Origin of the sequence: Streptomyces fuscichromogenes (genome assembly GCF_014645815.1) — a bacterium.
Taxonomy (GTDB): Bacteria; Actinomycetota; Actinomycetes; order Streptomycetales; family Streptomycetaceae; genus Streptomyces; species Streptomyces fuscichromogenes.
On the sequence record NZ_BMML01000002.1, the window covers coordinates 127,104 to 139,835 of the forward strand.

Here is a 12,732-nt window from a genome sequence, read left to right on the forward strand (position 1 = left end):
CGCTGATCCGCCATCCGGGCGGATCGGTGTCGTCACGCGGGTGGCCCGCACCGCCGGAACAACAGCAGGAAGGGTGGACATGACAGCGCTCGGACTCCTTTATCCGGGGCACTCCGCGGAGGACGACTACCCCCGCATCGAGCAGCTCCTCGGCAGCGACATCCGGGTGGACGTCGTCCACACCGACATGGGTGAGGACGCGCACCGGGTGGACGCGTTGCGGGGGACGGGAGCCGAGGAGCGGCTGGCGGCCGGGGTGGCGGAGCTGCGGCTCGCGGGCTCGGACGCGGTGGTGTGGGCCTCCACCGGCGGGAGCTTCGTGTACGGCTGGGAGGGCGCCCAGCGGCAGGTCCGCGCGCTGGCCAGGGCGGCCGGCCTGCCGGCGTCGTCCACGTCCTTCGGGTTCGTGCACGCGGCGCGTGAGCTCGGGGTACGGCGGGTGGCGGTCGGCGCGACCTACCCCGACGACGTGGCCGCCCTCTTCGCGGACTTCCTGCGGGCCGGGGGCCTGGAGGTGACCGGTGTGCGGTCCTCGGGGTTCGTCACGGCGACGGAGGCGGGGACGTGGGGGGAGGAGGAGGTGCTCACGCTCGCGCGGGCCGCCGACGTCTCCGGTGCGCAGGCGGTACTGCTGCCGGACACGGCACTGCACACGGCGGCGCACCTGTCGCTGCTGGAGAAGGCGCTGTCGAAACCGGTGCTCGCGGCCCATCAGGTCACCGTGTGGGAGGGCCTGCGCCTGGCGGACCGCCGGGTGAACGCCCCGGCACTGGGCACCCTGTTCACCCGCGAACCGATCATCCAGGCCTGACCGGCGCGCACCCGTACCGGGGGGCGACCCTCGGACCCCCGAAAACCCCCGCCCACCCACCACCCGACTCGGCAGGAACCGGAGGAGCCGGAAAACCCGACCGGAATAAACGGAGACATCCTCCTGTTATCGACCCCCAGGACAGCTCACGGTCGTCAAACAGGAGGCTCTCACCGTGTCGGCAGACGAGATTCGGGGTATTTCGCACGGGACCGCCCCTGTCCCCCTCTCCGTACTGGACCTGGTGACCGTCGGTGCCGGCAGTACCGCCACCGACGCCCTGCGCACCAGCGCCTCGCTCGCGCGGCTCACCGAGGCGCGCGGGTTCCACCGGTACTGGGTCGCCGAGCACCACTCGATGCCCGGCGTGGCCTCCTCCTCACCCGCCGTGATCCTCGCCCACCTCGCCGCCCACACCGAGCGGATCCGGCTCGGGTCGGGCGGCGTCATGCTGCCCAACCACGCCCCGCTCGTGATCGCGGAGCAGTTCGGCACGCTGGAGGCGCTGGCCCCCGGCCGGATCGATCTGGGCCTCGGGCGGGCGCCGGGGACGGACGGGGCGACCGCGGCCGCGCTGCGCCGTACCCAGACCCTCAACGAGGGCGCCGACGACTTCCCGCAGCAGCTCGCCGAGCTGATCCGGTTCCTGGACGACGACTTCCCGGACGGGCATCGGTACCGCCGGATCCATGCCATCCCGGGCCCCGTGCAGAGCACCACCCCCGGCGGGGTGCAGTCGCCGCACCGGCCCCCGGTCTGGCTGCTCGGCTCCTCCGGGTTCAGCGCCCGGCTCGCCGGCATGCTCGGGCTGCCGTTCGCCTTCGCGCACCACTTCTCCGCGCAGAACACCGTCCCGGCCCTCGACCTGTACCGGGAGTCCTTCAGCCCGTCCGCCGTGCTCGACGAGCCGTACGCCCTCATCGGTGTCTCCGCGCTGGCGACCGACGAGGAGCGCGAGGCGCGGCGGCAGGTGCGGGCCGGTGCGGTGAACATGCTGCGGCTGCGCACCGGGCAGCCCGGTCTGTTCCCCGACCCCGACGACGTCGAGAAGCACGAGTTCTCCCCGATGGAGGAGGAGTTCGTGCACTCGTGGACCGCCAACATCGTGCACGGCACCGCCGACGAGGTCCGCGCCGGTCTCGACGACCTGCAGAAGCGCACCGGCGCCGACGAGCTGATGCTCACCTCGCACGCGCACCGCGGCGAGCTGCGGCTGCGCTCCTACGAGCTGATCGCCGACGCCTACGGTTTGCCGACCGGGGTGTCCGCGTAGGACCGGGTGTCCAGCAGCTCGGAGATACGATCCGCCGTCACCGGCCGGGAGTAGAGCCACCCCTGGCCGGTGTCGCAGCCGATGTGCCGGAGGCGGGAGGCCTGCGCCGAGGTCTCCACGCATTCGGCGGTGACGGTCAGGCCCAGCCGGTGGGCCAGCTGGATCATCGCCTCGACCACGACCTCGTCGGCCGGGTTCGGGCGGTCGCCCGGGTCGTCGTACTGGAAGCCCCGGACGAAGGAGCCGTCCAGCTTGAGGACGGAGACCGGGAGGCGGCTGAGGTAGGCGAGGTTCGAGTAGCCGGTGCCGAAGTCGTCGATGGCGATGCGCACCCCCATGTCGCTGAGGGCCTGGAGAGCCTGGAGCGGCCGCCCGGCCGAGCCCATGACGGCCGACTCCGTCAGCTCCAGCTGGAGCAGGTGCGGGGCCAGGCCCGTTTCCGCCAGGGTCTCGGCCACGTCCGCGACCAGGTCGGAGTCCCAGACCTGGCGGACGGCCACGTTGACGCTGACGAAGATCGGCGGCTCGCCGGGGTGGTCCAGCTGCCAGCGGCGGGCCTGCCGGCAGGCGGTGGTCAGGGCCCAGCGTCCGAGCGGGACGATCGAGCCGTCCTCCTCCGCCAGTCCGATGAACCGATTCGGCGTCAGGGTGCCGAACTGCGGGTGGTGCCAGCGGACCAGCGCCTCGACACCGTTGAGCCGGCCGTCCCCCATGCCCACCAGCGGCTGGTACTCCAGCACGAACTCGCCGCGTTCGATGGCCGGGCGGAGGGTGGAGGAGAGCGCCTGCCGGGTCACCAGGTGGGCGTTGCGCTCCGGGTCGAAGAGCGTCCAGCGGGACTTGCCGTCGGCCTTCGCCCAGTGGAGGGTCGTGTCCGCGGCCTGCATCAGACCGGTGGCGGTGGTGCCGGCGGCATGCCGCTCGACCACCCCGATCGACGCCGACAGCGACAGCCGCTGGCCCGCCAGGTCGAACGGCGCCTGGAGGGCCGCGAGCGCGGACTCCGCGAGGTCGGCCAGCTGTTCCGTGCCCGTGGAGTCCTCGACCAGCAGGGCGAACTCGTCGCCGCCGAGGCGGGCCACCAGCGGGGCGCCGGTCCGCGCGAAGCCGGCCTCGTCGGCGACCCGGGTCAGCCGTTCGGCGACGGCGGCCAGCAGACGGTCGCCGACCCGGTGGCCGAGGGTGTCGTTGACCGCCTTGAAGCCGTCCAGGTCCAGGTAGCACAGGCCGATCCGGCCGGTGCCGCTCTGCTCGTAGGACTCCGCCTCCAGCGCGGCCGACAGCCGCTCGAAGAACAGTGTCCGGTTGGGCAGCCGGGTCACCGGGTCGTGCATCTGCAAGTGCCGTAGCCGGGCCTGCAGTTCACGGCGGGCGCTGATGTCCGAGACCGAGATCAGCACCCCCGGCGCGTCCTTGGCCAGCGGTGCGATGGTGACCTGCACCCACACCGAGTGCCCGTCGGGGTGCTTGAGCCGGCGGGTGCAGCGCAGCTTGGCCTGCCGGCCGCGCAGTACCTCGCGGTAGGCGTGCCAGGTACGGGCGTCGGAGGCCAGGTCCACCAGGTCCGCGGCGATCCGCCCCGGCAGCCTGGCCGGATCCGCGCCGAGCAGGATGGCGAACGCCTCGTTGGCCGTGCTGACGAGCCCCTCGCGGTCGACCACGGCCATGGGCAGCGTGGCGGCCGCGAAGGCGTGCTCGTATGTCCGCTGTTCCGTCTTCTCGTACGACTTCCGGTAGGTCTTGTCACTCTCTGTGACGGCGGACCGGTCGAGGTCTGCCGCGGGCGTCGGCCCTTCGGACGTTCCGCTCACCGCTCGCTCCCGCAGTGCACTCGATCTCTGTCCGTGCAGGAAAGTGTGCCGATCATAGATGCTGGCCCGAGGGCCTTCCAGCCACTGTCCAGTGTCCCTGATGAACCGGCGATTCTGACAGATCGTTTCTGCCCGCACCTGGACGGGTTCTTGGGCCACCTGACCGCTTGTGACGTTCCGTGAGTGACTCGGGGTGTCGGCCGTTCGTGTCTGCCTGCCGTGAGCAGCGGGTTCCTCACCCTTCTGGTGCAGATAAACAGGTCATATGGCGACAAACTCACACAGGCTGGGTGCGGTGTCCCGCGAACCGCCCCCGGAGGTCCTTCCGTGCCGCGTCTCCCGCTGCGCAGCTCCGCCGCCGTGTTCACCACGATGTCGGCGCTCGTCGCGACGACGATCCTGACCGGACCGTCGGCCGCCGAGCCGTTCTCCACGACCCCCTGCGCCCTGCACCGCACCGACGCGCACCACTCCGAGGGAGTCGACACCTGGAACGCCGACTACACCCGCCCCACCCACCCGCTCTCGGCCGTGATGGTGTTCCTCTCCTTTCCGGACGCCACCCCGCAGACCACGCCCGCGGAGCTCGCCGCCGACCACTTCCCGGCCACCAGCCGCTACTACGAGCAGGCCTCCTACGGGAAGTTCACCATCCATCCGCACCCGCTCGCCCACTGGCTGCGGATGCCCCGGCCCTCGGTCGCGTACGGGATAAGACGGGACTGGAGCGTCCCGCTGCGGGCCGCCTACCTGCGGGACGCGTTCGCGGCGGCCGACCCCGAGGTCGACTTCGCGCGCTACGACATCGTGTACTTCGTGGCCGACCCGGACGCGCCCGGCGTCGACTCCGACGCCACGAAGGTGGTCAACCTCGACACCCCGATGCACGTGGACGGGACCGATGTCCGCCGGGTCGTCACCGTCTTCGAGAAGCACCCGCCGGACCGGCTGGTTCTCGCCCATGAGACCGGGCATGTCTTCGACCTCCCCGACCTCTACCACCGTCCGTCGGACGGCAAGGGCGACTGGGACACGTACGTCGGCGACTGGGACCTGATGGGCAGCCAGTTCGGGCTGTCCCCGGACTTCTTCGGCTGGCACAAGTGGAAGCTGGGCTGGCTGGATCCGCGCCAGGTGGTGTGCGTTCGGGGGGCCGTGCCGACCCGGCTGACCCTGGAGCCGCTCTCCGCCGGGCCGGGTGCCCCGGCGCAGGGCGCCGCGGGTGCCCCGGCCTTCGGGCTCGGCGACGGCACCAAGCTGGCGGTGGTGCGCACCGGACCGGACACCGTGCTGGCCTTCGAGGCGCGGGGTGCCTCCGGCAACGACAGCGCGGCCTGCCGGCAGGGCATCCTCGTCTACCGGGTCCGCGACGAGACGGCGTCCGGCGGCGGCCCGATCGAGGTGGTCGACGCCCATCCGCACACCGAGGCCTGCTGGGAGAACTCGGTCTATCCGCCGCTGGCCGACGCCCCGGTCGCGCTCGGCGAGAGCTTCACCGTGCCGGGGGACGGCGTGCAGGTGGCGGTGGAGGGGCGGACGGCGTCCGGCGCCTGGAACGTGAAGATCACGCCGGGCAGGCCGGACTGAACCCCGGCGGGATGCGGACGGCGGAACGACCGAAGGCCAAGCTCGCAGGAGCTTGGCCTTCGGTCCACTTCGCGTGCGCCGCCAGGGACTCGAACCCCGGACCCGCTGATTAAGAGTCAGCTGCTCTAACCAACTGAGCTAGCGGCGCCTGCTGACGTCGTAGACCTTAGCATCCTGATCGGCGGGAGGAAAAATCGATATCCGCACGGTCGGGCGGGCCGCGCGGACGGCCGCCCAGAGCAGGATCTCCGGGCCCGGGAGCCATGGGTGCCGGGTGTCCGGGGCGACCAGCCAGCGGGCGCCGGCCGAGGCCGGGGAGGGGTCGGCGTGCGGCGCCGGGACGGTCACCGCGTCGCCGGTGCCGTGGCAGAGCAGCGGCGGTACGGCCTGGCCGCGGCCGCCCCACTCCTCCCAGCCCAGCAGTGACGGCAGCCGGGCGGCGGTGCCGGGGGCGGCGAACAGGAGCATCCGGCCCCGGTACACCGCGACCGGCCCGGACCCCGGTCCCTCGTCCCACAGCCGGTCCAGCATGCGGCGGCCGAAGATCGCCGGAGTGTTCACCACGTCGAACGCGGTCCCGCAGGGCAGGACCACCGGGGCGTCCGGCCGCTCCTCCCAGAAGGCGAGCGTGCTCCGCGGATACGTTCCTGCCGAGGCCAGCCAGGCGGCTCCGTCGGAGGTGACCCCGGCCGCGTCGCCGGGGAGAGTCTCGTACGGTGTGCTGCTCATGGGGAATTGATACCCCTGGTGAGCGCCCGCTCGCCGTGAGTTGCGGGAAACCGGGACGGGACGGGGCGGAGGGGCGTATCTTGCCCGCCCGGCATATGCCACCCGCTAGATCTGCTCGGGTCCCTGCCCTTCCCTCCCCTTCAGCAGGTCCCGGCCGAACTCCACCATCTTCTTCGCGTAGTCCTCGGTCCACTCGGCCCGCTCGGCGATGTCGGCCGGGGTCAGCCGGTCGAAGCGGCGCGGGTCGGCGAGCTGGGCCGCGGCCATGGCCTGGAACTCCACCGCCCGGTCGGTCGCCATGCGGAACGCCTGGGTCAGCTCCGTCGCACGGGCCAGCAGCGCCCCGGGGTCGTCGACCGACTCCAGGCCGAAGAAGTGCTCGGGATCGGCGACCGCTGCCACGGGCTCGAAGAGCAGGGGCGCGGGGCGTAGCCGCGGTTCGTTCCGACGCGGCGTGGGCTCCGCCATGTCTGGTCCTCCTCGTACGGTGTCGACGACTGCGGTCCGATGACCACCGTCCATTCTCCCGCGCCCGCGCAAGACCACCCCGAGGTCACCACTTCCGGGGTCCGGGGCTGTGACCATTGGCCGCCTCCGGCGGCGTGCCGGACTCCGTCCGGCGGGTGGGTGGTGCGGGTGTCGGGTTTCGTCAGGGCCGCCAGGTCACTCGGTGTTCGGTCAGGTGGGCCAGTACCGCGTGGTTGGCCTCCCAGCCGTCCGGGAACTTCATGAGGGCGCCGAGCTGGACCGGTTCTGTCGACGGGTAGTCGTCCAGGAGGTCGGTCACGCCGGCGCGGCAGACCACGATGCAGGCGTGGCGGTGGCGGGAGGCGAGGACGCAGAGGCGGCCCGTCTCCAGGTGGAAGGCGGTGGCGTCCGGGCGGCCCGAGAGCGGGTGGAGGACGACCGTCACGTCGTACTCACGGCCCTGGAGACGGTTCGCCGTGTCGACGGTGACGTCTCTCACGCCCAGCTCCGCCAGGGCCGCGCGGACGGCCGCCGCCTGGTCCCGGTGGGCGGTGCCGACGGCGATCCGGTCGGCGGTGAGGGGGGAGGGGGCCGGGGAGCGCTCGGAGAGCGCCGCGCCGCCGCGGTCGAGCAGCCGTCGTACCACCGTCGCCACCGCCCGGACCGCCTCCGGGTCGGTGCGCGGGGTGTGCCGGGCGGGCAGCTCCAGCAGGCCCCAGCCGGACTCCGCCGCCTCGTCGATCACCCGGTCGGGCCCGGAGCCGTCGGAGGGAACGGCGAAGGCGAGCCGCCGGTCGCCGTGGCCGGTGCCGCTGCGGAAGGGGGTGTACGGGTAGAACGCGCCGGAGACCAGCGGGGCCGCCGACGCCGGGAGGCGCCAGGAGACCGGCAGGCGGTGCTGCGGGAGGCCCGGATTGTGGGCCAGGAGGGTGGAGACGGCGGAGGCCGAGGGGTCGTACGACAGGCCCGCCCACTGCTCGCTGCCCACGATCGCGAACGGGTCCAGCTGGCCGGGGTCGCCCACGAACAGCGCCCGTTCGAACAGGCCGGCCACGGCGAGCAGCGAGTCCGAGCGCATCTGGTACGCCTCGTCGACGATCGCGTGCCGCCAGGGCTCGTCCACCTTGACGTGCGCCCATTTCGCGGCCGTGGACAGCACGACCCGCGCCTCCCTGAGGTCGGCCGCCTTCGCCGACTTGCGCACGCTCGGCAGGTCGTCCAGCGCCTTGTCGTACGGGTCGGCGTCACTGCTGTGCAGGCGCCCGACGGGGAGCTCCGGGTTCTTCTCGGCGAGCCGCAGGACGAGGTCGTCGACCTGGGCGTTCGTCTGCGCGACCACCATCAGCGGGCGCCCGGCGTCGGCGAGTTCCAGCGCGGCGCGGACCACGAGCGTGGACTTGCCGGCGCCCGGCGGGGAGTCCACGACCACGCCCCGGTCGGTGCCGTGCAGGGTGTCGTGCAGGATCGCGGCGGTGGCCTGCGCGGCGGCCGCCCCGGGATCGAAGTCCGTGGTCGTCACAGGACGTCCTCCGCCGTCACGGTGTCGGGCGCCTCCGGTGCCGCCTCGCCCGGCGGCCCGCCGTGCGTCCACGGCGTCTGCTCCGGGTCGGGCAGCCTGGCGCCGCCGCGCTGCTCGTGTTCGAACAGGGTGAAGACGAGCCGGTCGCCCTTCTCCGGCACGGAGCCCTCCTCCGGTTCCTTGCCGCGGCCCATCTTGTCCAGGACGCGCAGCACCAGGACCCCCTCCGCCTCGTACCCGACGAACTCCGCCGACTGCGGCCTGCCGTCCAGCGAGCGGTACGCCTTCGCGCGCTCGCCCAGCTGCGGCCGGTCCTCCGTGCGCACGGTCACCAGCGGCCGCGGGCTGGGCCGCCTGCCCTCGCTGTACGCCATGACGACATCGAGGACCTCGCCCGCGAACGCCTCCCCGGACAGCCGCCGCCCCGCCATCACCAGCGGGTCGTCGAGCGCCTCCTGGGCGTCCAGCCGGGCCTGCTCCCGCTCGCGGGTGGCCAGCTTGTTGGCCGCGGTCACCGCGTCGTCGCGGCGCGGCTGCGGGGGCTCACCGGCGAGCACCCGGTCCCGGTGGCCGGTGAACGACCAGCGGTCGCGCGTCCACCGCTCCTCGGCACGGGCGCCCTCCGGCAGCCCGCGCAGCAGGTCGAGGCCCTGCCAGACCGCGTCCCAGGTGGGCCGGGTACGGCTCTCGACCAGTGCGCGGACCTCCCGTTCGGCGGCGGTGAGGATCGCCAGCCGGCCGTCGGCCTGGAGTCCGTCCGCGGCCTCGGCGAGGGCGGTGCGGGCCCGGTCGTAGCGCTCCAGGGCGGGGGCCAGCAGCCTGTTGTCGAAGGCCGGGTCGGTGGCGGGACCGGCCGGCGGGCACCGCAACTGCCCGTCGCCGTCCCGGGCGAGCTCGGCCACCCGCGCGGCCTGCGCGCCCGTGCTGCCCTCCGGCGGGGCGATCCAGGCGAGCAGCGCGCCCAGGTGCTGGTCCTCGATGCCGGACTGCCCGGTCGCCCAGTGCCGGGACAGCAGGTCCGTCATGGCGAGCAGCAGGGCGGAGCCGGGGACCCGGGCCCGCTCGCCGAAGTGGGTGAGCCAGCGCCCGAGCAGCGGCACCCGGGGCGGGGCCGGGTAGGGCGCCTCCGGGTCCTGCTCCGCGGTGCGCCGGAACCGCATCGAGCGCCCCAGCAGCCGTACGTACTCGATGCCCGCGCGGCCCGGGACGATCAACTGGGGTGCGTCCGCGCACAGTTCGACCTCGACCTTGACCCGCTTGCCGGTCTCCGGGTCGGTCTCGGTGCGTTCGGCGGCCTCGACGCTGTCCGCGTAGGAGTCCAGGTGGGGCAGGACGACGTCGGCGAGCTCGGCGAGGAAGGTGAACCGCAGGTCCCGGTCGCGCGGCTGGGGGACGACCAGCAGGCGCGGGGCGTCCCGGTCGGTGCCGACCAGGGCGCCGAGCGGGGCCCCGGTCTCACCGGCGGTGGTGAGCGGCACGAAGACCAGTGGGTGCGCGGAGAGGTGCCGGTGCCGGACGGTCGCGGCGGGTTGCGCGGTGCCGGTGCTCACCGCCTCAAGGCGGGCGAGGGTGGTGATCAGGGACACGTGACCCCCTGGGCGCCGACGCCGAAGCCCTGGGTGCCGATGCCGTAACCGGCACTGGCACCGGCACTGGCACTGGCACTGGCACCGGCACTGGCACCGGCGCCCAGTGCCTCGGCGCGCAGGGCCGCCGCCCGGCGCAGGGCGGCCACCGCCGGGTCGGCCGGGTCGCCGCTCTCGCCGCGCGCCGCCGACAGCACGTCCTCGACGGTGGACAGCCCGCCCAGCTCGGCGCGGGCCGCGCGGCCCAGCGCGGTCACCTCGTCGGCCGCGCGGGAGCGCTGCCTGCAGTGGAAGGCCAGTTCGCAGGCGGCCAGGCACTCGGGCGCATAGGCCGCGGGAACGGCGTCCACGGCCGCGGTGAGCTGCTCCGCCGGCAGGTCCGGGGCGAAGCAGGTGCCCTCCGGGAGGGTGTCGGCGATGTCCTGGATGCGGGTGAGCCGGGCCAGCTGGCGGGCGGTGACCGCGCGCTGCCTACGGACGTCCACGGCCGCGGCGGTGGGCAGGTTGGCGAAGTCCTTGGGACAGACCAGCAGCACGTCGTGGCGGACCCGCGGGGCCGGGGTGAGCCGGGCCGCGACCTGCTCCAGGGCCAGCACGTACACCGCGGCCTGCCGGGCGGCCGCGCCCACCTTCGCCGGGTCGGCGGAACCGTCCAGCATCGGGAAGGACTTGATCTCCACGACCGTCCAGCTGCCGTCCGGGTGCACGACCACCGCGTCCGGCTCCAGGAACGCGGGGGAGCCGGCCACCTCCAGGGCCAGCATCGGATGGTCGAGCAGCGCCCAGCCGCCGGCCGCCACGGCCTCGCGCAGCGCCAGCGCCGTGCGGGCCGTACGCCCCTCGGGCCCGCCGGCGGTCAGGTCCGGCACGGCGGCCCGCTCGGCCGGCTCGGCGCCCGGGTCGAGCCCGGCGCGCACCAGGCGCAGCAGTTCGGCTCCGCCGTCCGCCTTCACCTTCGCCTCGAAGGCGTTGCCCCGGGTCAGCGCGAACTGCGACTGGCCGAAGGCCGAGGGCGAGCCGAGGGCGTCCGCCAGCGCGGTCTTGTCCACCCCGGCGCCGTCCAGGATCGCCCGCCGCCTGCATCCCGGGTTGGCGGCGAGCGCCGCGAGGGCACGCGCGTCGAGGGCCTTGGCCGGGACGGCGGGGCCGCGCAGCTCAGCGAGCCGGTGCCGGAGCGCCGTCCCCCGCGTCGGTGGGGGCGGCGTCGGGTTCGGCTGCGACGGCAGGCCGGGACTCGCGCTGCGATGGAATTCGCTCACCCGCCGAAGTCTGGCATCCGGCACTGACAATCGGGGAACCTGCGCCGTCCGAGCGGGCCGCGACGAGGGAGGCGCCCGGGGCGATCCGCACCCTGACGAGATCCGCGGCCCGCATCACGTACGGCGCCAGCAGGTAGCCCACGCCCATCACGAACACGCCCGCGACCGCGTCCAGGAAGTAGTGGTTGGCGGTGCCCATCACGACGAGCGCGGTCAGCACCGGGTAGGCCACGCCGAGCACCTTGGTCAGCCGGTTGCCGCCGTGCCGCCACAGCATCACCCCGCACCACAGCGCCCAGCCGCAGTGCAGGCTCGGCATCGCCGCGTACTGGTTGGTCATGCCGCCGAGACCGCGCGGGGCGCTGGCCTCGCCGCCCCACCAGCCGTACGAGCTGTACTGGGCCATCGTGTCCACGAAGCCGTACTTCGCGGCCAGCAGCCGGGGCGGGCAGGTGGGCAGCAGGGTGAAGCCGATCAGGCCGATGAACGTGGACGTCATCAGCCAGGTGCGGGCCCGCCGGTAGACCTCGGCGCGCTTGCGGAACAGGAAGACCAGGATCGCCGGGGTGACCAGGTAGTGCAGCGAGGCGTACCAGAAGTCCGCCGGTACGCCGAGCCAGGCCTCCTGGGTGAAGAGGCGGTTGAGCGGGTGCTCGGCGTTGAGGTGCAGGGCCTTCTCGACGCGCAGGATCGCCAGGCCGTGGTCGACGGCGGTGCCCGTGTCCCCGCGCGCGAGCAGCCGGCCGGCCGAGTAGCAGGCGTACACCAGCAGGATCAGCGGCAGCTCGGTCCACCAGCGCAGCCGGGTTCGCACAGCCACCTCGGTGCCTGGTTTCTCGGTCTGCGGCATCCGACTGCCTCCCCCTTCTCGTCCCTGTCCGCGCGGCACCCGGTTGCCGACCGTGACACTTTACGTCCCGCGCGTTCCCGCCCACGCGGGGGCGCTCAGCACTCAAAGACGCGGAGAACGCGCCGTGGGTTGCCCGTTCCCGGCCCGTTCCCGGCGCCCTCCCAGCGTGGGTGATGATGGAGGTGTCCCGCCTCCGAATTTCTCCCGAAGGGTTCTCTCCCCATGGCACCGCGCATCCTGCTGGCCCGGCACGGACAGACGGAGTGGTCGCTGTCCGGCAAGCACACCGGCAGGACCGACGTACCGCTCCTGGAGGAGGGCCGGCGGGGAGCCAAGCTGCTCGGCGAACGCCTGCACCGGCCGCCGTTCGACGGCCTCGCCGACGCCGAGGTGCGCACCAGCCCGCTGGCACGCGCGCGTGAGACGTGCGAACTCGCCGGGTTCGGCGACCGGGCCGAGCGCTGGGACACGCTGATGGAGTGGGACTACGGGGCGTACGAGGGGCTGACCCCGGCGGAGATCTCGTCCGTCCGCCCCGGCTGGCTGATCTGGCGGGACGGCGTCCCCGAGGGCGAGTCCCTGGCGGAGGTGACCGCGCGGGCGGACGAGGTGGTGTCCTGGGCGCGGTCGGCGGACCGGGACGTACTGGTGTTCGCCCACGGGCACATCCTGCGGTCGATCGGGGCGCGGTGGCTGGGTCTGCCGGTGGACTTCGCGGCCCGGATCCGGCTGAATCCGACGTCACTGTCGATCCTGGGGTGGGCCTACGGGGAGCCGGCGATCGAGAGCTGGAACGACGTGGGGCACTTGGCGGGGTGAGCAGGCGAGGGGCGGCGGGG

The 12,732-nt window shown here is 73.6% G+C and carries 11 protein-coding genes and 1 tRNA gene; 4 read left to right on the forward strand and 8 right to left on the reverse strand.

Translation table 11 applies throughout. The features are described from left to right. The first annotated feature begins 79 nt into the window (after nucleotides 1–79). Together IEZ11_RS04355 and IEZ11_RS04360 are read left to right on the forward strand one after the other, a co-directional pair. Nucleotides 80–811, forward strand: coding sequence for a maleate cis-trans isomerase family protein (locus IEZ11_RS04355; protein WP_189261226.1), 732 nt, complete (start codon nucleotides 80–82; stop codon nucleotides 809–811). Between the two features lie 175 nt (nucleotides 812–986). Next, nucleotides 987–2,084 (forward strand): LLM class flavin-dependent oxidoreductase, encoded by a 1,098-nt coding sequence (locus tag IEZ11_RS04360; RefSeq protein ID WP_189261227.1) that lies wholly within the window; start codon nucleotides 987–989, stop codon nucleotides 2,082–2,084. On the opposite strand, the gene IEZ11_RS04365 is transcribed toward IEZ11_RS04360, so the two are convergent. Next, entirely contained in the window at nucleotides 2,054–3,895 is a 1,842-nt protein-coding gene (locus tag IEZ11_RS04365; RefSeq protein ID WP_189261228.1) for a putative bifunctional diguanylate cyclase/phosphodiesterase, read from the reverse strand. The genes IEZ11_RS04360 and IEZ11_RS04365 overlap by 31 nt on opposite strands. 372 nt (nucleotides 3,896–4,267) lie before the next feature. Here IEZ11_RS04365 and IEZ11_RS04370 point away from each other — a divergent pair, with 372 nt between their 5' ends. Further along, the gene (locus IEZ11_RS04370) at nucleotides 4,268–5,482 is read left to right on the forward strand and encodes a M6 family metalloprotease domain-containing protein (protein WP_189261722.1); all 1,215 of its coding nucleotides are present in this window, start codon (nucleotides 4,268–4,270) and stop codon (nucleotides 5,480–5,482) included. A 74-nt stretch (nucleotides 5,483–5,556) separates the two neighbouring features. On the opposite strand, the gene IEZ11_RS04375 is transcribed toward IEZ11_RS04370, so the two are convergent. The 7 genes from IEZ11_RS04375 to IEZ11_RS04405 form a co-directional block, all read right to left on the reverse strand. Continuing rightward, nucleotides 5,557–5,630: transfer RNA gene (locus tag IEZ11_RS04375), tRNA-Lys, on the reverse strand. Further along, a complete protein-coding gene (locus tag IEZ11_RS04380; protein WP_189261229.1) occupies nucleotides 5,621–6,211 on the reverse strand; it encodes a bifunctional DNA primase/polymerase in 591 nt (196 codons plus the stop codon). Before IEZ11_RS04380 ends, IEZ11_RS04375 begins: the two co-directional genes overlap by 10 nt. A gap of 105 nt (nucleotides 6,212–6,316) precedes the next feature. Further along, nucleotides 6,317–6,679, reverse strand: a complete 363-nt coding sequence (locus tag IEZ11_RS04385; RefSeq protein ID WP_189261230.1) for a DUF8844 domain-containing protein — start codon at nucleotides 6,677–6,679, stop codon at nucleotides 6,317–6,319. Between the two features lie 181 nt (nucleotides 6,680–6,860). After that, nucleotides 6,861–8,198: an AAA domain-containing protein gene (locus IEZ11_RS04390; RefSeq protein WP_189261231.1), complete on the reverse strand. Its 1,338-nt coding sequence runs from the start codon at nucleotides 8,196–8,198 to the stop codon at nucleotides 6,861–6,863. Further along, nucleotides 8,195–9,784, reverse strand: a complete 1,590-nt coding sequence (locus tag IEZ11_RS04395) for an amino acid adenylation domain-containing protein (protein ID WP_189261232.1) — start codon at nucleotides 9,782–9,784, stop codon at nucleotides 8,195–8,197. Before IEZ11_RS04395 ends, IEZ11_RS04390 begins: the two co-directional genes overlap by 4 nt. After that, nucleotides 9,775–11,043 (reverse strand): hypothetical protein, encoded by a 1,269-nt coding sequence (locus IEZ11_RS04400; protein WP_373294821.1) that lies wholly within the window; start codon nucleotides 11,041–11,043, stop codon nucleotides 9,775–9,777. Before IEZ11_RS04400 ends, IEZ11_RS04395 begins: the two co-directional genes overlap by 10 nt. Further along, nucleotides 10,940–11,893 carry a phosphatase PAP2 family protein gene (locus IEZ11_RS04405; RefSeq protein WP_189261233.1) on the reverse strand — a complete coding sequence of 318 codons (954 nt, stop codon included), beginning with the start codon at nucleotides 11,891–11,893 and terminating at the stop codon, nucleotides 10,940–10,942. Before IEZ11_RS04405 ends, IEZ11_RS04400 begins: the two co-directional genes overlap by 104 nt. A 222-nt stretch (nucleotides 11,894–12,115) precedes the next feature. Between IEZ11_RS04405 and IEZ11_RS04410 the strand changes: the two genes are divergently transcribed. Beyond that, nucleotides 12,116–12,712: a histidine phosphatase family protein gene (locus tag IEZ11_RS04410; RefSeq protein ID WP_189261234.1), complete on the forward strand. Its 597-nt coding sequence runs from the start codon at nucleotides 12,116–12,118 to the stop codon at nucleotides 12,710–12,712. The last annotated feature ends 20 nt before the right edge of the window (nucleotides 12,713–12,732 follow it).